Origin of the sequence: Pseudarthrobacter sp. CC4 (assembly GCF_048957775.1) — a bacterium.
Lineage (GTDB): Bacteria > Actinomycetota > Actinomycetes > Actinomycetales > Micrococcaceae > Arthrobacter.
Map to the genome: position 1 here is coordinate 42,881 of NZ_JARCCZ010000002.1, position 25,183 is coordinate 68,063.

Sequence of the window (25,183 nt, forward strand, 5' to 3'; positions counted from 1 at the left end):
CCGTGCTCAAGTGGTGTCACGGAATCACAATCACTCCCCCACCACCAGCGAAAAGGACTCCCGCCATGGCTAACGGAAGCGTTTTGGAAACCATCACCCTCGAAGAAGCGCAGCAGGTCATCGACGCCGCCGCGAAGAAGGCCGCCGAGATAGGTCAGCCGATGGACATCGCGGTCGTTGACGCCGGCGGCAACCTCAAGGCGCACGCCCGGATGGACGGCGCGAACATCGGCTCCATCACGATCTCGATCAACAAGGCCTACACGGCCATTGCGTTCCAGTGCGAGACCGGCGATTTGCAGGAAGCCACCCGCCCCGCCGGCCCCATCCACGGGCTCAGTGACGCCCACGGCGGACGGCTGGTAGTGTTCCCCGGCGGCATCCCGCTGGTGCGGGACGGGCGGATCATGGGGGCAATCGGGGTGTCCACCGGGACCATTGAGCAGGACCAGGAGGTTGCACTGGCCGGAGCCGGGGCGTATTAGCAGCCCCCTGACAGCTGATGCAGGCTGCCCGTTGCGTACAATCGGCGCTCGTAGGCGTGCCACGGGGACCCTGCCGCTTCGGCCGGCTCCCGCTGCGGTCCGTCAGCCCTTCGCCACCCGGGCATCCCCGCCAGCGACGGACTCGGCGATCCGCTTGATCGCTGCGAGCGTTTTCGGAATGCCGTCCAGCGCCTGCCGGGTGCGGTCGGCGATCTGGGCGTCAGCCTCATCGCCGTACTTCTCCTTGAACATGGCTATGCCATCCGGCAGGAATTCCCAGGACTCGCTCATGACGGTTCCGGTGTCTGCCGGGGTGAAGGCGAAGCCCCAGCGGACAAACCTGCCGCCCACCACCCAGGCGAACTCGCGGCCGCGCTCGGCAGCCACCACCTGCGAGCGGGTCTCCCAGGACCGGTGCGGGAGCTCGTTACGGCCGGTGAACCAGGCACCGGGCTGGCCGGCGCTGTCCTCGTCGTCCCACCAGCACGACGTGCAAACCGGGCTCCACTCACCGGTGCGGGTGATGTCGGAGACCAGGTCGTACAGCGCCTCTGCTGATGCCTTGACCGTGACCGACTCCTGGTGGTGGCGGATGCTGTTCTGATTCATGGGTCCATCCTTACAGACAGTCACTTCTTCTGCCGCCGGCTGCCGCCGTGCCAGTCCTCCTGCTGACCGACTGCACCGGAGGTGACCCCGAGGGCCGGAAGCTGCGGCCGCTCTCGCAGGCTTCGCTTGAGCTCCGCAAAACCAGGGAACCGTGCCAGCCCCACCACGTGGTCCCACAGCTCGGCGGCCGACTGGTCGTCCGGCAGCCGGCTGATCACCGGCCCGAAGAATGCCACGCCGGCGGGCGGCTCAAAGTGGATGATGGGCGTGCCCACGTCCTTGCCCGTCAGCCCCAGCGCCTCATCCGTCTCCTGCCGGATCTCCCAGTCCCAGGAGTCGTCGTCGAGCGCCTCCGCAAGCTCCAGGGGCAGGCCGGCCTGGGCGAGGACCGGCTCCACGAACTCCCGCGTCCCCCGTTCCTCACGCACCTCGGCCTCGCTGCGCTGGCCGGCCGTGTCCGGGGCAGCTTCGAAGATGTGGGTCCCGAGCGCCTCATACAGCCGGGCGATCGACTCGCGGCCATGCTCCGCACGTGCCCGGGCCGCCACCCTCAGGAGCCGGAGCCCGGCCGTGTGTCCGGCCTCGTACTCAGGCGGGAACTGCGCGTCGTAGTCAACGTGGGCGTTGATCAGACGCAACGAAATGAACCGCCAGTCCACGGTGTACTCGCGCTGCGCCTGCACCTGCCGCACCCACTTGCTTGTCATCCAGGCGAAAGGGCAGACCGGGTCGAAATAGAAGTTGATGTCGGCATTCACGCGTCCACCCTTGCACCTGTTAGTGACCTGCGTCTAATTGACACGGGAGGTGGACAGCAGGGTGACCGGCTGGTGACCCCACTCTACGCCGGGGCCGGGAGCCACGTGCGTCTCCTCCCGCCAAGAGTGGACGCGGAACCTCGGCAAAAACTGAGCTAAACCTGGGACACCGCCCGGCGTCCGGCCTATAGGATTCCCTAGTCATCCGGGGCCACGAGCCTCCGGCGAACTGAAAACTGGGGGTAATCAATGCCGGAACTCGGCCGTATCTACTGGACCCGGCAGGGGCTTCGCCTGGCGTACTCAGCGGTGATGGTTTGGCTTGCTGTCGCGGTGATGTCGGCGCTCATGTCGAAGACAACACCGGCAACCGGAGCGGGGCCGTCCGCCGCCGCGGGAGTTCTGCGCGGCATGGTGGAGAACGTCGTCGCCGCAGTTGCACTCCCCGGTGTGGCCGCCGTCGTCCTGGGTATTGCCGCTGCGGTCATCACCCGCCGGGACGTCCGGCGCCGGGATCCGGTGCGCCGTTTCACGCGCCAACAGCGCCGTGAAGGGATGGCCCGGGCTGGCGGTGTGTGTGAACTGGAAGTCGGCTTCGGGCGCCGCTGCGGCCGACCGGCCGAGCACGGCGACCACTTTTACCCGTGGTCCAAGGGCGGCTCCACCAGCCTGCAGAACTTCGTTGCAGCCTGTGCCAGATGCAACCGCGCCAAGCGTGCCAGAATCCCGTCGCCGGGCCAGCAGCAACGGATGGAACGACGACGGCGGGAGTACCTGCCGCCGTCGGCCTCCCTCAGCGTGGGCGAACGGCAGCCCGTGCCCTGAGGCAGTGCCTTGAACTGAAACTTGCGGTCAGTCGGCTTCCGCTGCGTTGATTTGCCGGCTTACCGCTCGCCGTCTCCAGCCTTCGAGAGCGTGAAGATCCCATACCTCATCGCGCCGGTGCGGTAGGCCAGGATCAGGCGGGGAATGCCCAGAAAGGCGCTGCGGTTGCGTGCGCCCAGGGCCAGGCGGCGGGTCTCGCGGTCGGTGAGCAAGGCCTTCATGAGCCGGCGAGCGCAGATCGGCCAGGTCCGGGCGACGCGGCGGCTGACATCCTCAAACCCGGTGAGTTCAAAGCCCGCCGCCGTTGCCATCGCCTCATACTCCTCGCGCGTGCCCATCGAGGGCAGGCGCCCCTCGCGGCAGATCGGCTCGAGCAGGTGGCGGACCTTCCAGCCGCTGGCATCGGTCCCGGCGAGCCAGGCGCAGATGACGAGGCGGCCGCCGGGCGCGAGCACGCGGTGAGCCTCGGCGAAGAACCTGGGCTTGTCCACCATGTGCTCGCTCGACTCGATCGCCCAGGCGGCACCGGCCGAGGCGTCGGCCAGCCCGTTGTCGAGCCAGTCGCGGACGTGGCTATCAACGCCGGGGACGGGATGCACGGCGGCGTAGCGGGCCTGCTCGGCGGACAGCGTGAAGCCGGTGACGCGGACCCCGCGGATCACCGCAAGCCGCCGTGCGGTGGACCCGTAGCCGCAGCCGATGTCGACGCACGCCTGTCCCGGTATGAGTCCCAGCCGGTCGCCGACCGTGTCCACCAGCGCCTCGACGGCCTCGCCGGGTGTCTCGCGGCCCGTCGCCCAGAGCCCGTGATGGACATGCTCGCCCCACACCCGGCGGTAGATGGGATCGAGCTCGTCGTAGTGATCCGCCACCGCCGCGGCGTTCTGGGAGAGATCGGGGACGATCACGCCCTGACCCTAGAACGGCGCTCCACAGCGAAGGAAGAGGCAGGCCGACGGCGGAACTTGCGTCCCGCCGTCGTCGTTCCTTCCCTGCCGGGGAACGGCAGGCGTCCTACGGACTCACCGGCATGTTCACCTTGCGGGCTTGGCAGCCGCAACCCTTGACCGCCGCGCGGGCCCGGTCCAGCATGAGAGGACTTACTTCCGGTCTCCAGAGAGTTAGGAGTCCGTGGTGGCCCAGGGAAGATTCGACGACACCTTCTGGACAGGGCAGTTCCCCACGTGGGCCGGCGCGGCAGCCATGCTCGGCGGAGCGCTTGCTGCCCTGGCAGCCTTCCTGCATAACCTGCAGCCCATTGGCTGTGTCGGCATGGACTGCCCCACTGGGGCGCTGCGTTCAGCCACCGGCATCGTGTCTGTGGCCGGCTCTGCCGCGTGCCTCCTCATACTGGTGGGCATCGCCGGAATGACGCTGCTGGCAAGGCGGTCCGGCCAACGCCGGAAGCTCGCGACCGCCGGCCTGATCACAGCCGCGGCCGGCTTCGTCCTGTTGTTTGCCGGCGAGATCGTCCAAAGCGCATTCTTCGCCGGCGACTTCCCCGTGATGCCCTTCTTCGTCATCCCCGGACTCCTGGCCGTCATCGCAGGCCTCCTGATGATCGGGGTCCTTATTCTTCGTTCAGGCATTTTTCCCCGCTGGCTCGGGATCCTCTTCCTGGTCAGCACCGTCGCCTTGCTGGCCGCCAATGAGCAAACCCCCGCCGTCCTGCTGGCCATACCCTTTGGGCTCGCCATGATGACGGCGGGCTACTTCATGGTGTCAGGCGGCGGCCGCAGGCTGGCAGCCCCTCCTGCCCCAAGCACCAGCTGACGGGATGGGGCGGGAAGTGGGAGATGGTCCGAAGGGACGACGGCGGCCTGCCGCGGTCGGGTGCGGCGTAGGCTGACCCGGCCCTGGTAAGGCCCAACCACCGGGCTGCACTGCGAAGTACGCGCGCACACGAGCTGACCATTGCCGGTGTGCCGCGCCCGGAGATCCGCAACGGCACAATCTAGCCAGATGTAGTGCTCTCAAAGGCGACCTTGTAGCCGAGCGACCCGAACAGACCAGTCAACATGCGCTTGGTATTTTCACTTGCTCGCTGCCGCAGCTCGGAATTCTCGGCAGCGTCAGCCATATCCGCTTCGGCGAGGAGATAGAGCTCCGCCTGCTGGGGCGCCGTGAACGCATCTACGACTCGGTCAGCGATGCCACGATCCTGGCTGTAAACATATGATCGGTCATGGTCGATATTGGGCTTGTCGAGCTGCGGTTCGGGCAGCCGCAGCGTCACCGATTTTCCGTCCGCTGACAGAGCAATGTCCTCTTCGGCGAGGCCTGAAAGGTCGACAAAGGCATTAACAGTGCCGGCTGCCACAAAGAGCGTCCGTCGTCCTGCTATGAAATCAGGAAGCCCCCCGGTGTCTTCTTTCTCGTCCAACAAAAGCTCAAAATTACCAACCGCAGCGTGGTATTGGCTTACGTCCCTGACGGACTTGAGAAGAACGGTTTGGCTCCGCTCGCTTTTGTTCCAAAACGGGCCGTACCCCAACATGGACGCTACGAGCAGTGCAGCCAGTAGCAACGCCACCGCAGATGCAATGAGCGCGACGGGCTTGAATGATTTAGCTTCGGACACTGGACCCCTTTTGCGTTGAAACGGCTTGGGTTCCGTTCCTGTTGGTTGCCTTCCAGAAACTGCTGTCCGGCTGATTCAGGATCAGTGTAGCGGGACTCGTCCAACGGCATGCTGGCGACACTTTCATAAATCCTGACTTCAATGTGGGACGATAACGACCGGTGGCAATTGAGCAAGGACTGCGTCCTCGAGTCCTCATGCGGCGCCGCATCACCGCCCAAGGCGGGATTCACTTTCATGAGGGGGACAAAAGGTGACCATTGACAGCAAGGCACTCGTACCGGTCTGGACCCTGGCTACGGAGGCGGTAAGCGTTTCTGACGTGTTGGGCAACGAGGGCCTTACGCCAGCTCGTCTTGCAGAACTTAGAACGGTTCTGGCGGCACTTGCCGATTCCCCGATCGCCACACTCGAGATGCATTCCATGCCACCGACTCGTGACCGTAAAGGCGGGATCCCACTTGACGTTGCAAGCCCGCTAGCAAAGCAATTGGCGCAGCTGGCAACCCAAACAGCGAAATCCGCTCCCCCGCAGCTGAACGTGGCCGATGCGGGCGAGGTGCTGTACCGGATGGTGGTACCCGCCAAGGTTGCTGCGCAGGTGGGCAAAGGACTTGTTCGGCCCATGCCATCGACGGCAGTTGCCGGAGGCGTTTACGACGGGCTGCTCGGCTCCACCGGCCTTGTGGCAAAGGCTACGTTTGTGCCTGTTGCTGGCAAAGCCGCAGCTGCAGGTACTGCCGGCGCTGCAACTGGTTCGGCAGCTACGGCTGGCGTTGCGGTTGCCAGTGCTGGAGCTCTGACGGTGGCCGCGCCACTCGTGCTGATGGCCGTAGCCGTGAGCGTCAGCGCATATGCCGAGCACCAGCGTCAGGAAGCAATTGAGCGGATCACTGACCTCTTAGAGCAGTTGCACGAGGACAACCTCGATAAGGAACGCAACGAGTTGGACGGTTGCCGTGAAGCGATCGACAAGGCGACGTCGATCCTCCTTGACCAGGGCCGGATCGGCTTTTCGCTTGGTCTTGACTCCTCCGTGCACGGCATCAACACCGCTATCGCTGCCACCCGTCGGCGGCTGAAGAAGTGGGAAGCGGCGCTGGATGCAATGCCCGACGGCGCAGTCGAGGTAAGCGAATTGAAAAAGCCGTTTCCTGGCATCACCGAGGAAGGCGGAACCTTCCGGGCGCACCTGGAGATTGCACGGCTGGCCATCGCTCTCAAACGGCGGGTGCTCGTGCTTCAGGCAGTCGAGCACGCACAGCAGGACGCCGGCAATTCCTTCAAGAGTTTTATCGGGACGCTCCACGACGACGGGCGCAGCACCGACGAGCTGGAGGCAGGTATCAACACTGTGCTTCTTCGACTGTCTGCGCTCGAGGTGAAGCGTGACGGGGGTTTCCGCCTTCCCGCTTTTACGCCCGGCGAGGTAGACCAACTTCTACAGGCCTCGTACCGACTTCGTGCCTTGGGAGACGGTCTACAAGTAACTGGCCACCGGGATGACGTTGCAATTGAGATTGAGCGGAAGCGTGACGGATCCCTCGTCGTTTTCCCTGGAGTCGCTGCCTAATCAACTCGAGTGGGCAATGCGCCTACTACCATCCGACGCATACTCGCTAAGACAACCCGCCTACGAATATACGGAGCAACCATGGCCGGAAAAGCAGACAAAGCCGCTGCTGTTTTGAAGGACGGCGGACAGAAGGCAAAAACTGCCGCCGCCAAGCTTTACGCTCTCGCCAAGGACCCCGAGACGCAGGCCAAGGCAGGGAAACTGCTTGAGGACGGCAAGAAGATGTATCGTGCAGCAACAAGTCCCGAAGCAAAAGAGGCCTACCGCAAAGCAGCGGAAGTAATAAACAAGATGCGGAAGAAGTAGCAACGGGGCTAGAGCCCTGCTAGCTCATTGCTAACCTTCCGGGGGTCGTTGTGCAAAGCCCGATTCCCACTCCAAGACGAGTTGATCTTCCGGAGTCCCTTGCCGATCCCGGTTTTGCAGGTACTTCGCCAGTACTTGCGCAAACCTGTCAGCCCTCGTTACGAGCCATTCCACGAGTTCCTGTGACTGGGCTTCATCAAGGAAGTCGCCGGGCCGCCTGCTGACAAGCTTGGAGGCCTTGCGGTCCGGCTTGTCGTCCCACTCCACCTCAAACCCTAGATCGGCTTCGATGGCGGTGCGCTGGGCAAGCAACTCCGCGTAGAAAGCTTTATCAGAATTGATCCAGAACTGTGCGGTTACAAGCTTGCTCTGCGAATTAACCGAAAGCGAGATCACTGCACGAGAATCTCCGAGGCTCACGTCATACCAGTTTTGTGGCGATGGTTTACGCCACGTTCCGATGTTCGTAGCATGTGTAAGCCCGTAGTTGCGTACGCGCTCGAAGAAGTCCAGCTGGGCGTTCTTCAGGTCCACGTTGTTTCCCGCCCGAGCATGACCGCTCACCCTGTTGCGCCGTGCGGCGATCACATTCTCGTCGACGTCCAGACCCGCGGCTTCAGCAAGCTCCTCTGCACCAATAAACTGGTCGCGATCCGCGCGTCCTTCGGCATCGAATCTGATTCCTTCCTCCTCGAGGACCGTCCGTGGGTCATCATTGCGGCCGGGCTCGAGCCAGCGGAAACCAGGCGAGATGGTTCCGCCACTTTGCAGTACTCGCCAAGCGTTCGCTATCGGATAGTTCGCGAGCATCCCAGCCAGTGGCTGTGGCCATGTGTTTGCCACAATGGCAACATCCCCATAGGAGCTCCATCGGCCCGCCGGGATCTCGGCCACGACCGCGGCAATTTGGCTGCGCAGAGCTGACGGCTCCTCGCCCACAGCAATAATGCTTTCGTCGGGGCCCGGCCACAATTCGATAATCTTCTCTGCCAATTCAGCGCTGCGCGCGTTGATCTCGTCAGCACCCCACGTGGCGTGCGCGGCGATCGCTTGATTCATTGAAACGCCACTCTTAGCCAGCAACTCCCGCTTCTCGTGGAACGGCTTGTTGCTGAGCTCGCTGTTGTACCCGCTGAGAGTCAGGTTACCCAGAGTGTGTACGACGCGCTCATGCTCATAATCGATGTCTGCGTCTGAGTCGAAACCCTTTGCGAACGTTTCCCGTACGGACTCGGTCATCGTCTGGGGTAAAACGTGCTCGATAGTCAGGTGCCGTGGGTCGAGGTCGAGGACCTCCTTCGGACGGTAGGCTTCTTCGAGCCACTGCAGGATGAGCTTTTTCTGCGTTCCACGGCCCTGCCAGTAAAAGGCAACAGTCTGAACTGCCTCTCGGACCTGCTGATCGGTTGCAAAGTACTTCCGGCCCCGGGACAGGTAGTCGCGTAGGGCCACGTCGATGTCCTCGGCACCACTGATCGCACCGACAGCTTGGAGCAGTGTCCGGTTCAGGTTGGCGGTGGCGCGGCCGATGACGATCCGGCGGACGAAGTAGGACTCGAGGTATGTAAGAGCCCGAACCACTTGATCATCGGCGGCGGTCCCGCCGACGCGTCGGGCGAGGATCTGCATGACGACCGGATATGCGGTTGCCGAGCCCCATGCTTTTATCCTGGCGAGGCGCCTGCGAATCTCGGCGTGTTTCTCCTCCATAGGGTTGAGAATCGTGGCGAGCACGTCCCCCAGTCCGGCTACACGGATTACCTCGGCTTCTACCTGCTCGATGGTCTTGAGTTTCTCGAGCCGCTTTTGCTGTCCTACATATGTATCAGATTGTTTTGCCCGTTCATCGCGCTGAGCGAGGTCAAGCCAAAACAACAACTCGAGGTTCTCAGAGTCAAGCTTTTTCTCTAGTGGAAGCCAGATGTTGTCGTAGACGGTTTCTGCACGGTCACCGAGCCGCATGAACAGGTAGTTCTTGAGCAAGTCACTTTGTGTCAGGCGAAGGCCAGTGTTGTTCAAGGACTCGAAGATGCGGTGTGCGTTGTCTGACGGTTCAGCCGTGACGACGACGAGCGCCAGTCCGCGGACGACGGCGGCCTCGAGCAGATAGAGGTCGTGTGGGTCGTCTGGGTCGTCAGCTGCGGCGATCTTCGAGCGGAAGAATCGGTAGGCGTCGCCGATGGTATCCTCTCCGCCGGCCTGAGGAGCGCGGTTGAGAACAGCCATATAGGCGGGCCGGTCTGTCTGCGTCGGCATCACCTTGAGTGGCTTGCCGTTGTCGTAGACGTTGATGAGGTATTGGGCATCGATTCCACGAGCTCGGTCAGTTTCCCCGGTTTCAATCAAATGATCTCGGAGTGCAGCCAAGAGAAGAGTCAGGGTGGTCAGGCGCTGCTGGCCATCAACGACAAGGAACTTATTGACGCCGATGGCCCCGAAATCAGGACTGCTCGCTAGGACGAGGGAGCCGATGAAGTGTGACGCCTTCGGGTCGTCGCCAAGGGTGCGCTCCAGCTCCACAACGTCAGACCACAACTGGTCGAGCTGCCTCTTGCCCCACGAGTACACCCGTTGGTACAGAGGTACCTGGTACTGCTTCTTGCCTTCAAGAACACCCGCAAGCGTCCCATTTTCCGCTCGAACCACACGTACCTCCTGAGGTCACGAAACTTATGCAAAAGACTACAGGTGCAGGCCATCTGCACCGCGCCGCTGAACAAGGAGGCGCTGCACGCCGCCGGGCACATTTTCCCCGGCACACCGAACTGCTGGCGCACATGACGGGCACGGAGGAAGTGTCCATGATGCTCTCCACGACCAAAATCCGGGTGATCCACGTAACCACGCACATCGGGCTGATGGACGCCATCCGCAAGATCAACCCGGACCTGGTGGAGCGCACCATCCGCCGCGGCCACGAGGCACTGGTCTTGGCCGGGAATCCCGAACCCCAGGATCGGCGTGTGCGCCATCAACCCGCACGCCGGCGAGAACGGCTTGTTCGGCCAGGGCGAGGAAGCGGAGAAGATCGAGCCGGGTGTGAAGGCTGCGCAGGCTGACGGGATCAACGCGGTGGGCCCGCTGCCCGCGGACACGCTGTTCTTCCTGGCCGGCCGCGGCGATTACGACCTGGTGGTGGCCATGTACCGCGACCAGGGGCACGGCCCGGTGAAGGTGCTGGGCATCGAGGCCGGGGTGAACATCACGGTGGGCCTGCCGGTGATCCGCACCTCCGTTGACCACGGCACCGCGTTCGACATCGCCGGCAAGGCAATCGCCGATTCCCGCTCCATGGTGGCGGCGCTGCACCAGGCGGCGGAGATGGCCACCCGGCCGGCCGTGGCCGTGTAGTCCTCCGAGTTGATGGGGGCCGGAACTAGCTTGGGTAGCACTGCCACCGCCATGCCCCACGGGAAGGAGACCGGGAATGCTGACCGCAAACGCGCGGCGCGAAGAGATCCACCACCTTGCCGTGACCACCGGCCCGGCCTCCGTGCAAACTGTCCGCCCGGTTCGAGGTGACCGCGTCCACCATCCGCCGCGACCTGGCGCTGCTGAACGGGCAGGGCCGGCTGGCCCGCACCTACGGCGGGGCCATGGCCCTGGGCGCGCACCCCGAGGCGTCGCTGCGGCAGCGCACCGGCGAGGCGTCCGAGCAAAAACACGCCATCGCCCTGGCGGCGTCCCTGATCCGGCCCGGCGAGAACATCCAGCTCGACGCCGGCTCCACCGTAGGTGGCCTGGACCACGGACTGCGCGGGTTCGAGAAGCTCTCGGTCACCACGCCGGGCATCAACACCATGCAATAACTGGCCGAGTCCGAGGGCATCGAGGTGGACCGCCTGGGCGGCCGACTCAGGAGCCTTTCGCAGAGTTTTGTGGGCCAGCTGGCCGAGGCCGCCTTGGAGCGGATGAGTTTTGACCGTGTGTTCCTCGGCGCCAACGCCGTCACCGCCGAGGACGGCATCTGCGAAGCCGACCACGCCTAGACCCGCCTCAAGGAACGCATGACCCGCCGCGGCCGGGACGTATACGTGCTCGCGGACTCCTCTAAGCCAGGGCTCCGACCGTTCCACGCGTGGGCGCGGCTGGCATTGCCGTGGACCCTGGTAACGGACGACGGCGCCGACCTCGGGCAGGTGCAGAAGTTCCGGGACGCCGGGGTGTGGGTGGAAATGGCGGCGGTTTCAGTCATTGGTGACGCTGGCAAACCCTTAGTCTAGCCAGGTTCCCGAAGTTGTGATTATAGGGATCCGACCGGTCTTTGTGAACGCCCCTCAGCTCTCACCGTCGGAGTCTATTCCCACGTCCCGCAGGCTGCACGAAGCCGCTTGGCAACGCCGAATCACTAGTACTGATCGGCGACAAGGCTGCTGGGGCGTTCCGCAACGTCAGCAGAGTGTCGCTGACGCAGCCCTGGGCGGAAATACTTGCCCTGTCAGTTTCACGCGCCTGCGGCTGAACCGTCGCGTAGCTCGCCAATGAGCCCAGTAGGACAATGCCGTGGTGGAACCGAACTCCCGCCGGCCCGCCGCCGGCCTGGCGGGTGCTCGGATGCTTTCGTGTGATGCGGCTCCACGAGGGGGAGGTGTGCGCCTGGCCGTCTGCTGCTGTCTTGAACCGGCCCAAACCATACCCCAGACCACAATTCAGAATGGTCTAACAGACTTGGTGCAGGACGATGGTCGGGGCCGCAGACCTCCGGGAGGCATACGGGCCAGGAAAGGTGGATGAATTCAGGGCCGACAGGGCGAGAAAACTGGCCCCGCCCTGATTCTCGCCGTGAACTCGTTTCAGTTGGAGGGCGAGTCCGATTTCGCGCACAGGTCTGGTTGCTCAGCAATCGTCAGTGACTGCTAGAGTCGGTGAAGCTGCGGCCGCGAACGGCCGTCTAGAATCTTGACGAGCAGGGGGTGGCGGAGCTGAATGGCTTGAAAGGTACGGACGCCCACTTCATGTGTCATCATCCTCGCCCTCAAATCTCGCACTTTAAAATTCGCCAAGAACGGAGCGGAGTGGATAGGCGACGGTCGATCAATTTCGAGTGTTGGCGACGGGATGGACTCGCCACAACGGTGCAATGATAGTGTCCGGCCCGAGTCCTACACCTACATCGGAGATTGTTCCCAGCGACGTAAGCGGCGGTCCCAACACCAGCCACACAATTGTCTTGGCTTCCCTTGCGGCTCTGTTAGAAGCCCTTCCGGCCGATTCCCCTAGAAGTGCCTATCACAGGGCGGCGGTCGAGGCGAACGTGCTTGCCAAGACAACCGATGGTTCGCGCCAGCGCACGTACCGCTACCTACGAGAGCTCTACCTTCTCCGACCCGATTCCCTGCTGTTTCGTGCCCTCCGCGATCTTTGGCCAGCCGACCCAGCATCTTGGCCAATGTTGGCTGGGCTTTGCGCTTTGGCCCGCGATGCCGTGTTTAGAGCAAGTAGCGCCGCGATCCTCCGCAGCTCACCGGGTGACTCGCTCACTTCTGCCGACTTCGCAGAGGCTGTCGGGGAACATTTTCCGAGTAGCTACGGCGGCGGAACGCTATCTAAGATCGGTCGGAACACCTTTTCGTCGTGGCAACAGACGGGACATTTGATTAGGGCCGGCCGCACCACCAAGATCCGTACTGGAGCGATCTGCACACCGGCCGTCCTCACTTACGCATTGCTTCTCGGCTACATAGAGGGCGGCCGAGGCAACGCCCTGTTCGACACTTTCTGGGTAAGAATCCTTGATCAACAGCCATCGCAGCTGTTGGAGCTTGCAGCGAATGCTTCCAGACAAGGGATGCTGGAGCTTCGACAAGCAGGCGGCGTCGTCGACGTCGGTTTCCGCCAATTGACGCGGCCAATGACGGAGGTAGAACAGGATCAGGTGCAATGAGCTACGTCGACGATCTCCTCGCTGAATATCGGCGGTTCGTTTCACTGCCGTGGCAGCAAAACCTTGCGGGGCCCCAACGAGTCTGGATGGCGGTGTACCCGCCCGAGCACGAGCGACGGCTCAGGTTGCACCTGCCGGCATTCAGGGAAGCGACAAACGAGCATGGACACCCGTGGGACCTCTTAGACATTACGACGTCGTTTGAAACGTGGATGTCGAGCCACAAATACAGGGACGCTTACTTCGAAAGCCCTGAATTACTCGAGTCAGCCTTGCCGGCCTTCTTCCACTACCTGGTCGAGGAAGTCCGACGGCAGCTAGCTGCCCAGGCGATTTCCGACGGGGTCGTTGCCCTCATTGGGGCAGGGACACTATTCGGACTGGGGGACTCAGTCAAGGTCTCCGCACTCCTGAACTCCGTGGCCAGCGCCATCGCCGGACGGCTGCTCGTTCTCTTTCCAGGCGAGCAGGAGGGCAGCAGTTATCGGCTGCTCGACGCACGCGACGGCTGGAACTACCTCGCCATAGCTATCAGCCCGAACGAGAGGGGTCGACAATGATCACTAATGGAGATGTCTTCTACCGGGACCCCAGCCAGTCGAAAATTCCGAATGATGGCGTTGCCCAAGTCGTTCGTCCCGAAACCGACCAACAGTGGGACGTACTCCGGTGGGAGCTCCACAGCTTCGTTTGCGAGGGTCAGTACGCCGTAGGCCTCGAAAAAATCCTAGGAAGCTTTCTAACCAATCTCAGCTCGGCGCAGCAGCCCGCTGTCTGGGTGAGTGGCTTCTATGGAAGCGGTAAGTCACACCTCGTGCGCGTGCTCGAGCATCTGTGGCGAGACGTTAGGTTGCCCAGCGGCCAACTAGGGCGGGAACTCGTCACGCTCCCCGATGAGGTCAGGGATCACCTCATTGAGTTGTCAGCTGCGGGTAAACGCGTTGGTGGCCTATGGTCAGCCGCCGGCACTCTTGCATCGGGAAAGAGCGACGCTGTTCGACTAGCATTCCTTTCTATCTTGTTCGAGAGTGCGGGCTTACCCACGCACTATGAACACGCCCGCTTCACCATCTGGGCTCTCAAGAACGGCTACTTCGACGCAGTGTGCGCCGCTGTTGAAGCCACAGGCCGAACTTTCGATAAGGAAGTTCACGACCTGTACGTTTCACCCGTGATCGCCAAGTCACTTCTCGATGCAGACCCAACTCTGGGCAGCTCTGTGAAGGACGTACGAGACCTGCTCAAGACGCAGTTTCCACCTACAACAAGAGACGTTACGGACGAAGAGATGTTCGACGTAATGGACGATGTTCTTCGCCTCCAGTCCACGACCTCAGGTATGCTTCCGCTCACCCTAGTAGTTCTCGACGAGATGCAACAGTACTTGGGTGACGACAACGAGAAAGCACTAATCGTCCAGAACATTGTGCAGGGCTGCTCGGCGCGATTCGAAAGCAGCATTCTCTTTGTTGCCACAGGTCAGAGCGCGCTCACCGCTACTCCAACCTTGCAAAAGTTGATAGATCGCTTCCCACTTCCTGTGGAACTTTCCGACAACGACGTGGAAACCGTTGTACGCGAAGTGGTGCTGCGAAAGAACCCTGAACATGTCCCCCTTCTGAATGCGACTATCAGTGCATCAGCCGGCGAGATCGACAGGCACCTTGGAGGGACCCGCTTCGCCTCGCGTGCCGAAGAGAAGTCGAAGCTCATCCCGGACTACCCTGTGCTTCCGAACAGATGGCGCCTATGGTCCGAAATGCTCCGCGCAGTAGACCGTGCTGGTAAGTCGGGACTGGTCCGATCACAGCTCGGGCTCATTCATGGCGGCGTCAGGGCCGCCGCTAACCGGCCAGTGGGCCACGTCATCGGCGCTGACTACCTCTTTTTCGACGACAAGGCGCATGTGGACATGCTCATGAGCGGCGTCCTGCTGCGCGAAGTCGACGACTTCATACGACGCATGATCTCCGAGGGCGGGGACAGTGCCCTCAAAGGGAGACTCTGCGCACTCATTTTCCTGATATCCCAGATGTCTCAATCCGTCCTCGGAGGTGAGACTGGCCTTCGAGCGACAGCCCCTTTTCTTGTCGACCTGCTAGTTGAGAATCTGGCGGATGATGGTGCCCGGCTACGGAAACGTGTCCCGGAGCTGCTCGAGGCCTTGGTCGCAGCAGGCCGAATAGTGCAGGTTGGCGACGAGTACCGCCTCCTTACTCAGGAGGACGCTGAATGGGAGAAGGACTTCCGGACGAGGCTGGCAGCAATCCGAGACGACGCAACGCGGCTAAGCCAACTTCGAAGTGAGCGGCTTAATGTTGCAGTGGACAGCGCGCTAAGCAGGTTGAAGCTAACGCAGGGCAAGTGCCAAACCCCTCGTACCCTTGATATTCACTGGGGCCAGGATGAACCGCCCGTGGTTGACGGTAACGTCCCGGTGTGGGTGCGCGACGAGTGGGCCGTGAGTGAATCGGAGGTAAAGAAGGCGGCGGCCGAGGCCGGCGATGAGAGCGCCACTGTGTTCGTTTTCCTACCGAAGCTGGACTCTGACAGCATTAAGGAAGCGCTCGCAACTCGAACCGCTGCAGAAGCGACTCTGAATCGGCCAGTCCCCCAAACCGATGAAGGTCGCGCGGCACGGCAGGCTATGATAGCTCGGCGCGATCGAGCCGAAACAGACATCGTTGGGCTGTTCGGAGATGTGGTTTCCCGAGCTCGAGTTTTCCAGGGTGGGGCCACCGAATTGACTGTTTCGACGCTCCGAAACGCGGTCGAGTTGGCTGCCAGACGGTCAGTGATTCGACTCTTTCCCAAGTTTGGTCAAGGTGATGATGCCAACTGGGGAAAGGTAGTAATAAAGGCACGCGAGGGCGCCCCTGACGCACTCGTGGCCGTGGGCCACCACGGCGAACCTACGACCCACGCCGTTTGCAAGGAAGTACTCGCGGCTATCAGTCCGCGAGGCACTAAGGGGGCAGAGCTCCATAAGCGTTTTACTGCTCCACCTTTCGGCTGGCCAAAGGATGCCGTCAGCGGTGCGATCCTTACTCTCTTTGCTGCGGGCAATATTAGTGCCACACAAGACGGCAAGGATGTCGCGGGACCTAAAGAACTACCGCAAACTCAGATCGGTAAGGTCACCCTACACCGCGATGAAACACCTCCGACTATGGACCAGCGACTTAAAGTGCGAGGGCTCCTCACTGCAGCGGGAATCGCCTACGAGGCCGGCCAGGAAGGCCCGCAAATCCCGGCGCTGTTGCAGGAGCTCAAGAATCTCGCCGCTCAGGCCGGAGGTCTTCCACCGCTCCCCGAACCGCCGGACACGGCACATCTCGATGGTCTACTGGTCGTGGGCGGCAATCAGCGGTTCCGGGATACTGCTGACCTCCATGATCAGCTGAGGGCGAACCTGGAAGACTGGCAGTTGGCCGGGAGCCGGCGGAGCAAGCGCGAGGCTCAATGGCAAAGTCTGCACCGTCTACTTCGCCACGCGCAGGGCCTGCCCATTGCCGTCTCGGTCTCGCCGGCCGTGGCTGCTGTGCACGACGGGCGACAGCTTCTCGATGAGCCGAACCCCGTCGCTGCCCTCGTAAAAGATCTCGTTGGCGCCCTTCAAGAGGAAGTCACAAGGCGAGCGGCGCAGCTCGTTGAAGCGCAGAACGCGGCAATCGCCGAGCTTCGAGAATGGGCTGAATGGGACAGGGTTGACCCTTCCGCACAAGAATTGATCCTTACCGAAGCGAAACTTTTGGCAAGCCCTGCCCCGGACGTCGATACAGAGGCCGCACTCCTGTTGGCGCTCGATGCAAGGCCGCTCAGTGCGTGGACGGAAGTCATAAGCTTCGTTGGAAGCCGGCGCGACCAAGCTCGTCAGCGGGCCGCGAAGATGATACAACCTGACAGCATCGGGATAAATCTGCCACCGGTTACGTTCAAACCCGGCGACGACCCGACCCCGTACTTTGACGGGCTTCGTACGCTGGTCCAGTCCCACCTTGATTCTGGAACGACGGTAATCATTTGACACCTGAGCAGCGCGCCCTTTCGTCTGGCCTCCGTAAACAACTTGAGACGTCAGTGCTATCCGCCCGACGCGCGGCGGAGAGCGCAGCGCGCGCGGCCGTCGAAGGACTTGATCTATTCGCGGAGCAGCGCCCAGACCATCTAACAGACGCCCAGACCAGCCTCCGAGAAGGGTTACGTGCAAAGTGGCGCCAACTCGGCAGCGACGCCGAACTACTCGTCGCTGAGTGCGCTTATGAGCAGTGGCACCGGCTGCTTTTTGCAAGGTTCCTTGCGGAGAACAACCTGCTACTGCACCCCGAGTACAAAGCACCGGTCACACTCTCGGACTGTGAAGAACTCTCCGCCGAGCTTGCGGAACCAGACGCATGGTCTGTCGCCGCACGCTTTGCCGCAGAAATCCTCCCTGGCATCTTCCGCCTGGATGACCCGTGCGTCCAGCTGCGCCTCGCTCCGGAAGGTCGCCACGCGCTGGAGGAGATCCTTGACGGAATCCCAAGGGAAACATTCGCCGCCCGAGACGCGCTCGGCTGGGTGTACCAGTTCTGGCAGAAAGACAAGAAGCAAGAGGTCACGACTTCCGAGCGCAGGATTGGCGGCGCTGATCTTGGCCCCTCAACTCAGCTGTTCACCGAGAACTATATGGTGCGATTCTTGCTTGAGAACTCTCTCGGTGCTTGGTGGGCAACTCAGCATCCGAATAGTCCGCTAATCGACGGTATGGACTACCTCCGCCTCAATGACGATGCGAAACCTGCGGCGGGCGGTTTCCAGGGCTGGCCGGAACGCGTGGCTGAAGTCACAGTCATGGATCCATGCTGCGGGTCGGGCCACTTCCTTGTCGAGGCGTTCTCGATGCTGTGGCAGATGCGAGCTGAGGAAGAAGGCTTAGACTGCGTTGAGGCCCAGGACGCCGTTTTACAGGACAACCTCTTCGGCCTCGAGCTTGATTCGAGATGCGTGCAAATCGCGATGTTCGCAATCGCTATACAGGCATGGAAAGCGGGGGGCGGCTGGAGGCAGCTGCCCGTGCCAAACATCGCCTGCTCCGGAATACCCGTGAGCGCTTCCGTTGAGGAATGGAAGGTGCTCGCTCGTGGTGATTACCGGCTTGAGAACGCGCTCACAAGGCTACACGTGCTGTTCGGCGAGTCGGATACTCTTGGAAGTTTAATCGACCCAAGACACGCAACCGAGTTCGCCGATCCAAACGGCGTGCAACCCTCCTTTGACGACATCGACTGGGACGATCTTGCACCTGTCCTTCAATCTGCCACAGACAGTGAGGTGGACGACCCTGCCGCTGCCGTACTTAAGGCCGACGTGGCAGGCTTGTGGCGCTCGGCTAGCCTGTTGGCAAGGGGTTATACGCTCGTAGCAACAAACGTCCCTTTCCTGAGCAGGGGCAAACAAGTCGAATCGCTCCAAGAATTCTGCGACAAGTTTCTGAGAGAGGGTCGGAGCGACTTGGCAACATCTATGCTGTTGCGCTGGTCACGTGTGGCTACCGTCGCCGTTGTTACGCCGCAGAACTGGCAGGAAAAATCGACGTATAAACGATTACGAGAATGGATTCTTGAGAACCGTAGCTATTGTCTATTTGCGCGGATCGGCAACAATGTCTGGCAGACGCAGTCCGGTGGCCAACCGTTCAAGGTGCCGACGGCGCTGTCCGTTCTTGATAAAAGTCTTCCCATTATCGACACCACCACGTCAGTTATCGATATCGGCAACGGCCCGTTAGCCACTAAGGCTGGGGACCTCCAGAAAGCGCCACTTGTTATCTCGATGCAAAGCGCACAACGCGACAATCCTGAGAGTCGGATTCTAGCCGCGCCCGTTGCGCAATCGGCTGTGCTGCTCGGAGCGGTGGCTCGCTGCTTGCAGGGTACAAGCACGGGAGACACGCCCCGTTACGTACGTTACTTCTGGGAGATACCGAAACTCGCAGCTCCTTGGAGGCGATTTCAATCTTCAACGACCGACACGAGTCCTTATATCGGCCGCGAATCAATTGTGCGCTGGGACGGCCCTGGTGGCGTTATTGATTCGCCTGGCTCCGCCATTCGTGGGGACGAGGCTTGGGGGAAGCCCGGAGTGTCAGTTACGCAGATGGGCAACCTCAACAGGGCTCTGTATCTCGGTGATCTCTTCGATACAAATGCAGCCGCCGTGGTCCCGCACGATCCTGCCCTTGTGCCAGCACTTTGGGCTTTCTGTACGTCTGACAGTTTCGTGCCGGCGGTCCGGTCGGTTGCCTCTTCAACTCAGGTCACGAACGGCGCACTTGAAGTCGTGCCGTTCGACGTCGATCACTGGCGGTCCGTTGCAGCGAGAACTGATCCACTTCCCGAACCGTCGTCCGACGACCCCAGACAGTGGCTATTCACAGGCCGACCTGAAGTCTCGTTAGCCCCGTTGCAGGTTGCGATTGCCCGCCTAGTAGGCTATCAATGGCCGGACCATATGGAGCCTGACAACCTCACTGAGTATGCAGACCCAGATGGCATCATTTGCCTACCGGCGGTAGCTGGGAAAGTACCCGGGGCAGACCGCGTTCAGCAGCTTCTTGCGAGGGCATTTGGAGATGCTTGGACACCAGTCAAAGTCCGGGAGTTGCTCGACAACGCCGGTTACAGGAAGCAGAATCTTTCGGATTGGCTGCGTGACGAGTTTTTCAAGCAGCATTGCGCGTTGTTCAGGAACAGACCCTTCATATGGCATATCTGGGATGGTCAGCGTGAAGGGTTCTCGGCGCTGCTTAATTATCACCGCCTGGATCACAAGATGCTGGAGAAGGTGACCTATACCTACCTTGGCCAGGACTGGGTGGAGCGTCAGCGCGCTGAGCTACGAGATGAGGTGCCTGGAGCCGGGGAACGCCTCTCGGCAGCACTCAGTTTGCAGAAGAGACTGGAATCGATCCTCGAAGGCGAGTCACCACACGACGTTTATGTGCGATGGAAGGAACCACACGAACAGCCCATCGGCTGGGAACCTGACTTGAATGACGGCGTTCGACTAAATATCCGCCCTTTCGCCCAATCAGGCGTGCTGCGAGCACCGATCAACGTCCACTGGCGCAAAGACCGCGGCAGGAATGTGGACGGCTCCAAGCGGGAGAACGATGAACACCCAACTCTTGCAGAGAAGATGGTCTGGCGAGACAGAGCGAGGCAGGAATGAGCGACATTATTCTCGAACGGGTGGTCGCGTGCCTGCGCGCTGCGAGGGATGCATACGATCCAAACATTCGGGTCCCACCAGTCGCGCTGCTCTGGCCGGATGAAGGCGGCCAATGGCAGCCGGTGCTCGACCAACTGAGCCAGCACTTACCGATCGTCTCGCTTGGCAGCTATGACCCCGACTTGCGTCAGGGACCGGCGTACTGGCTTCGTTGCGTTGTCGCAGGGAGCATCGACATTGGCCTTTCTGACGGGCCACCAATCATTTACCTTCCGCATGTCAGCAGAAGTGCGCTGCGCGCGGCTGACACCTGTCCGCCTGCCCTCGCTCCGATTGCAGAAATGCAGTACCGGAGCCAATGGTTTTCCCACCCGAGTAGCCGGGACTGGACTGTACGCGGGCTGCTTTCACATCGGGACCGGGGTCTTGGGTTGCAAATCGCCCCGGACTCTGAGACGAGTGCCGCCTTGCTGCTCGCTCTAGACCGGTTGCTCGATGAACCTATCGGCCGCTTCGAGAGTCAGGTGCTCGACGCAGATTCTCTCCTTGAGCTAGTCAACGATGACGCGGTCCACAGCCTTTTGCGGTGGTTGGACAACCCTGACGGTTATCGCATACAGACGAATACAGCTCAGTGGTTGGCTTTCGTGCAGCAGTGCAAGGCGGTCTACGGCTTTGACCCCACTTTGGATGGCGAGATCACAGCCGCGCGTAGTCTTGGCCACCGAAATGGTCCTTGGGGTAATGTTTGGCGGCGCTTCGCTGAATCCCCAGAACGTTACCCTGGGATCGTTGATCGACTGCGCAAGGCTCGTCCCGAAGAGTTCCTCGTTGAGAGCAAGGAGGCTTGGCCGCAGGACAATGAGAACGCAGAAGACCAGCTTCGCAGGAGTCTGCGCGATTTTGAAGCGCTAACACCGGCTGGTGCCCGAGATGAGGCCTCCCGTCTCGACGCAAGACACAGGTGGCGTCGGAACACCGTCTGGGCTGATCTCGAGCAGGCGCCACTCGCGTTCGCGGTTGAGCAGCTCCTCTTACTAAGTGAGCTAACCCGGCAACCGCTCGCCAGTGCTGACTTGCAATCCCTGGTCGCTGACTACACAAGTCGAGGCTGGAAGGTCGACGACGCCGTCGTTCGTACGCTGGCAATTTCGAAGACGACCCGCGATCGCGAGGCAGTCGCGGCCGCCTCTGGCGCAATGTACCGGCAGTGGATCGAGGCGGGCGCTAAGGCCCTCCAAAAATTGATTGCTCCAGGGACGAACGCGTATACGTCTTATGATCCTGGGCAATCCGCTCACACGACGGAGGGGAGCGTCACGGTGTTCGTCGACGGGCTGCGCCTCGATGTGGCTCACCGACTCCAAAAGCGTCTTGCAGGCGCTGGTCTGAGTGTCGGTGTCGGTACAACTTTAGCGGCGCTCCCCACCGTCACTCAGACGGCTAAGCCAGCCATCTCCCCGGTGTTGCCGGGGTCGCTGTCAGCGGGCCCCGAACTGCACGCTGCGGACACAAATACGCGAACAAGGGCGTCTATCCGGGTGTTACGGAACCTCATGGCGAGTAATGGCATCCAAGTGCTGGAAACACTGGACATCGGCAATCCAGTCGGTAAGGCATGGACAGAGGCTGGCGAGATCGACCACCGTGGCCATGACCTAGGTGTTCGCCTCGTAGACTACCTGGACGAAGAAGTTGAGCGAATCGCTCTTCGTGTTCGTGAGCTTTTGGATGCCGGCTGGACGAAAGTTGAAATAGTGACCGATCACGGCTGGTTGCTTCTGCCAGGGGGCATGGTGAAGGTCGAACTTCCAGTGGCAACCACCGAGATCAAAAAAGGGCGATGCGCCCGATTGAAGCCTGGCGCAGTAGTTGACGTTCCGACGGTCCCGTGGTTTTGGGACAAGGATGTGCGTATTGCGCTCGCTCCCGGAGTCACTTGCTTCGAGGCGAACAAGGAGTATGAGCACGGCGGGGTTAGCCCCCAGGAGTGCATTGTCCCCCGGCTTACAGTCCAAGCTGGAGTAGGGACGACCTTGGTCCGTGGCCCCGAGTTCAAAACGGTGAAGTGGCTGGGCTTACAGTGTCGTGTGGAGTTTACTGGCGTGACTGAAAAGGTCGTGATAGATCTGCGTGGGCTGCCATCCGAGCCAAAATCGAGCATTGCTGAACAGGCCAAGGAAACCTCATCACCTGGCAGGATTTCACTCATCGTCCCAGACGAGGAACACGAAGGCGAACGAGCACATTTGATGTTATTGACCCTGGGCGGCCAGATCCTGGCCCAGCGCGAGGTCGTCGTGGGGAGGAACCGATGAATGAACTAGACGAGCTCGATCAGCTAGCGGCTGATGTCTTTGAGGGCTACTTGGTTCGCAAAGACCTGTCTCAGCAGTTCCGTGGGCGGTACCCGGTTCCAACTTATGTAGGCGAATTTATGCTCGGTCGGTATTGTGCGACCACAGATCCTCAAGAAATAACTGAAGGCCTCGAGATTGTGCGGCGTTCGATGAGCCAGCGCACTGTCCGCCCGGGGGAAGAAGAGCTTTTCAAGTCACGGGCTCGGGAAAAAGGCTCAATCAAAGTTATCGACTTGATTCGAGCGCGCCTGGATACCTCGAATGATCAATACAAAGCGGAACTCCCAAGTCTCCAGCTCAAAGACGTGCACGTCACCCCCCAGTTGGTCAACGAACACGAGCGGATGCTCACGGGCGGATTCTATGCAGAGGTCACATTGGAATACGTGGCCGTGCTGGGGACCCAACGGGGCAGCTCCCCGTTCCGTATCGACGCTATTCGCCCTATCCAAATGTCAACGCGAGACGCATTGGCAACTTTCTGTAGGGGGCGAGGTCATTTTTCACTCGAGCAGTGGCGTGGCTTGCTTCTGCGTAGTGTCGGATTCGAACCTTCACGCTTAACCGCGAGACAGCAGGACATCTTGCTAGCAAGGATGGTCCCGTTTGTGGTCAGCAACTTTAATATGATCGAGCTTGGGCCCCGCGGTACAGGCAAGTCCCATTTGTTCCAACAGGTCTCCCCGTATGCCCACCTCGTATCCGGCGGCAAGGCAACTGTTGCCAACATGTTTGTCAACAACACGACGGGTCGCCGCGGTCTCGTCGCGCAGTACGACGTGATCTGCTTCGACGAGGTGTCAGGGGTCTCCTTCGACCAAAAAGACGGCGTAAACATCCTCAAGGGCTACATGGAGTCGGGAGAATTCAGTCGGGGAAAGGAGTCGATCAAGGCCACAGGTGGAATCGTCATGGTTGGCAACTTCGACGTCGACGTCGACGACCAACTACGCCGAGGGCACCTGTTCTCGCCATTGCCGCGGGAGATGCGAGATGACACAGCCTTTATGGATCGTATCCACGCCTACCTGCCGGGATGGGATGTTCCCAAGCTTGATCCTTCGTTCCTCACCACGCATTTTGGATTTGTGAGCGATTTCCTGGCCGAATGCTGGACTCACCTGCGAAGCACAACCCGCCTCGAGTCAGTGCATGGCCGTATCGAATGGAACGACCAGCTCTCGGGCCGCGACCGCCGGGCCGTCGACAACACTGTCAACGGACTGCTCAAGTTGTTATATCCCGACCCGGGCGCGGAGGTGCCGAGCGACTTCCTCGACTGGGCCGCGGGACTAGCTATCGAGCTACGACGCCGCGTCAAAGAGCAGCAAGTTTCCATCGGCGAGAAAGAATTCGATCAAGTCGAACTCGGGTATTCGATCGATGGCGGTTCCAGCCGCATCGTTCGCTGCGAGGAATCCGTGAGGCACCGTATGAATGGAGCATCTCAGCCAGCGACGCCGGAACGCAAAAACAATGACGCGGTCCTGCCAGCACCAGCACGCGCGGAGATCGTTGCGTCTACCGGGACACAGTCCACGGAGTACTCCGTCGGCGAGGACATCGACCACCGTTTCCAAATTCTGGATTTACTTGGCTCCGGGGGCTTCTCCCGTGTCTATCGAGTGCGGGACAAAGTGGAAGGCGTCGAGCGAGCACTTAAGCTATTCGACAATGCTGCTGGGTACGAGGCGGTCCGACGCGAAATCGGAGCGTTACGCAAGGTGCGCCATCCGCATGTTGTTGAGGTGATTTGGGCAGACAAGACTGCTAGAGGCGAATGGTACCTCATTAGCGAATACGTCGAAGGCGAACCGCTAGATGCGTACACGTCCGGTAAGCATCGGCCCTTACGCGATCGAGAGGCCGTGGATGTTGCGCTCGACGTCCTCGACGCTCTGATTGCAATCCACCCTGACTCTGTGCGGCTTGACGAGCTCGAGCGCAAGAATCGCGAAGAAGGAGAGCTTTCCACCGTTGAATTCGACGAAATGATGCGACTGCAGGACGAAGGTATCGTGCACCGTGACATCAAGCCGCAAAACATTATTCTCGCAAGGCGTGGGGCAAAAATCTTAGATTTTAACATCGCATCGCGAGTGGGCGATCCCGTGATGACGGTATCCGGCACGCCCCCATACCAGGCGCCCGATGTGGACTATACCCGGTGGGATGTTTCTACGGATCTCTTCGCGGTGGGAGTGACACTGTTTGAGCTGTTATGCAACGGTCACCATCCCTACGAAGGCGCACGACCCCGCCTCGGCGTCGAGCTCCGTGACCCGGCTGCAATCAGGCCTGACTTGCTGCCGGGGCTCGCGGGGTTCCTACGTCGAGCTTGCGCTCCATATCGCGAGGAACGCTTCTCAACAGCGCGGGCGATGAGGGAAGAGCTCATGACACTCCGGGCATCACTGTAGGTGGTAATCCCCGCCGGCTAGTTCGGAGTTGGTACCCATCACCGCCTCGTGCTGCTGCCTGGCCGTCCGGGCACTGCATCTCCAGCCGGCTTGTTCATTAGGTCAATTCCTTCCATCGACACTTCTCCGGCACGTGAGCCAGTGCCGACCCATACGTCCCGCCGCGC

The 25,183-nt window shown here is 61.0% G+C and carries 18 protein-coding genes and 1 pseudogene; 14 read left to right on the forward strand and 5 right to left on the reverse strand.

Translation table 11 applies throughout. The features are described 5' to 3' along the window. The first annotated feature begins 65 nt into the window (after window positions 1-65). Window positions 66-485: a heme-binding protein gene (locus PV768_RS01455; RefSeq protein ID WP_310114718.1), complete on the forward strand. Its 420-nt coding sequence runs from the start codon at window positions 66-68 to the stop codon at window positions 483-485. A 102-nt stretch (window positions 486-587) separates the two neighbouring features. Here PV768_RS01455 and PV768_RS01460 read toward each other — a convergent pair whose 3' ends face one another. Beyond that, window positions 588-1,094, reverse strand: coding sequence for an SRPBCC family protein (locus tag PV768_RS01460; RefSeq protein ID WP_421092049.1), 507 nt, complete (start codon window positions 1,092-1,094; stop codon window positions 588-590). Between the two features lie 20 nt (window positions 1,095-1,114). Then, on the reverse strand, window positions 1,115-1,852 hold the full coding sequence (locus tag PV768_RS01465; RefSeq protein ID WP_421092050.1) for a hypothetical protein: 738 nt from the start codon (window positions 1,850-1,852) through the stop codon (window positions 1,115-1,117). A 249-nt stretch (window positions 1,853-2,101) separates the two neighbouring features. Here PV768_RS01465 and PV768_RS01470 point away from each other — a divergent pair, with 249 nt between their 5' ends. Further along, entirely contained in the window at window positions 2,102-2,677 is a 576-nt protein-coding gene (locus PV768_RS01470; protein ID WP_421092051.1) for an HNH endonuclease, read from the forward strand. A 59-nt stretch (window positions 2,678-2,736) separates the two neighbouring features. Here PV768_RS01470 and PV768_RS01475 read toward each other — a convergent pair whose 3' ends face one another. Continuing rightward, window positions 2,737-3,585, reverse strand: a complete 849-nt coding sequence (locus PV768_RS01475) for a class I SAM-dependent methyltransferase (protein WP_421092052.1) — start codon at window positions 3,583-3,585, stop codon at window positions 2,737-2,739. 226 nt (window positions 3,586-3,811) lie between these two features. Between PV768_RS01475 and PV768_RS01480 the strand changes: the two genes are divergently transcribed. Then, window positions 3,812-4,450: a hypothetical protein gene (locus PV768_RS01480; protein ID WP_421092053.1), complete on the forward strand. Its 639-nt coding sequence runs from the start codon at window positions 3,812-3,814 to the stop codon at window positions 4,448-4,450. 181 nt (window positions 4,451-4,631) lie between these two features. Here PV768_RS01480 and PV768_RS01485 read toward each other — a convergent pair whose 3' ends face one another. Next, window positions 4,632-5,258 carry a DUF4230 domain-containing protein gene (locus PV768_RS01485; RefSeq protein ID WP_421092054.1) on the reverse strand — a complete coding sequence of 209 codons (627 nt, stop codon included), beginning with the start codon at window positions 5,256-5,258 and terminating at the stop codon, window positions 4,632-4,634. 253 nt (window positions 5,259-5,511) lie between these two features. Here PV768_RS01485 and PV768_RS01490 point away from each other — a divergent pair, with 253 nt between their 5' ends. Beyond that, entirely contained in the window at window positions 5,512-6,831 is a 1,320-nt protein-coding gene (locus tag PV768_RS01490) for a hypothetical protein (RefSeq protein ID WP_421092055.1), read from the forward strand. 81 nt (window positions 6,832-6,912) lie between these two features. Next, a complete protein-coding gene (locus tag PV768_RS01495; RefSeq protein WP_421092056.1) occupies window positions 6,913-7,140 on the forward strand; it encodes a hypothetical protein in 228 nt (75 codons plus the stop codon). A 30-nt stretch (window positions 7,141-7,170) separates the two neighbouring features. Here the strand turns inward: PV768_RS01495 and PV768_RS01500 are convergent, their stop codons facing one another. Continuing rightward, window positions 7,171-9,786: a DUF4268 domain-containing protein gene (locus tag PV768_RS01500; protein WP_421092057.1), complete on the reverse strand. Its 2,616-nt coding sequence runs from the start codon at window positions 9,784-9,786 to the stop codon at window positions 7,171-7,173. 131 nt (window positions 9,787-9,917) lie between these two features. On the opposite strand from PV768_RS01500, the gene PV768_RS01505 reads away from it, so the two are divergent. From PV768_RS01505 to brxL, 9 genes and pseudogenes are all read left to right on the forward strand, one after another. Beyond that, a complete protein-coding gene (locus PV768_RS01505) occupies window positions 9,918-10,199 on the forward strand; it encodes a 4-hydroxythreonine-4-phosphate dehydrogenase PdxA (RefSeq protein WP_421092220.1) in 282 nt (93 codons plus the stop codon). Next, on the forward strand, window positions 10,081-10,491 hold the full coding sequence (locus PV768_RS01510) for a 4-hydroxythreonine-4-phosphate dehydrogenase PdxA (protein ID WP_421092221.1): 411 nt from the start codon (window positions 10,081-10,083) through the stop codon (window positions 10,489-10,491). Before PV768_RS01505 ends, PV768_RS01510 begins: the two co-directional genes overlap by 119 nt. Window positions 10,492-10,567: 76 nt before the next feature. After that, a pseudogene (locus PV768_RS01515) lies at window positions 10,568-11,363 on the forward strand (DeoR/GlpR family DNA-binding transcription regulator). 947 nt (window positions 11,364-12,310) lie between these two features. Next, a complete protein-coding gene (locus tag PV768_RS01520; protein WP_421092058.1) occupies window positions 12,311-13,024 on the forward strand; it encodes a hypothetical protein in 714 nt (237 codons plus the stop codon). Next, on the forward strand, window positions 13,021-13,584 hold the full coding sequence (locus tag PV768_RS01525) for a DUF1788 domain-containing protein (protein ID WP_421092059.1): 564 nt from the start codon (window positions 13,021-13,023) through the stop codon (window positions 13,582-13,584). The genes PV768_RS01520 and PV768_RS01525 overlap by 4 nt, the downstream gene beginning before the upstream one ends. Further along, window positions 13,581-17,051: a BREX system P-loop protein BrxC gene (brxC, locus tag PV768_RS01530; protein ID WP_421092060.1), complete on the forward strand. Its 3,471-nt coding sequence runs from the start codon at window positions 13,581-13,583 to the stop codon at window positions 17,049-17,051. Before PV768_RS01525 ends, brxC begins: the two co-directional genes overlap by 4 nt. Further along, window positions 17,048-20,236, forward strand: coding sequence for a DNA methyltransferase (locus tag PV768_RS01535; protein ID WP_421092061.1), 3,189 nt, complete (start codon window positions 17,048-17,050; stop codon window positions 20,234-20,236). The genes brxC and PV768_RS01535 overlap by 4 nt, the downstream gene beginning before the upstream one ends. After that, window positions 20,233-22,554, forward strand: a complete 2,322-nt coding sequence (gene pglZ, locus PV768_RS01540) for a BREX-1 system phosphatase PglZ type B (RefSeq protein WP_421092062.1) — start codon at window positions 20,233-20,235, stop codon at window positions 22,552-22,554. The genes PV768_RS01535 and pglZ overlap by 4 nt, the downstream gene beginning before the upstream one ends. Continuing rightward, on the forward strand, window positions 22,551-25,016 hold the full coding sequence (gene brxL / locus PV768_RS01545) for a BREX system Lon protease-like protein BrxL (RefSeq protein ID WP_421092063.1): 2,466 nt from the start codon (window positions 22,551-22,553) through the stop codon (window positions 25,014-25,016). Before pglZ ends, brxL begins: the two co-directional genes overlap by 4 nt. The last annotated feature ends 167 nt before the right edge of the window (window positions 25,017-25,183 follow it).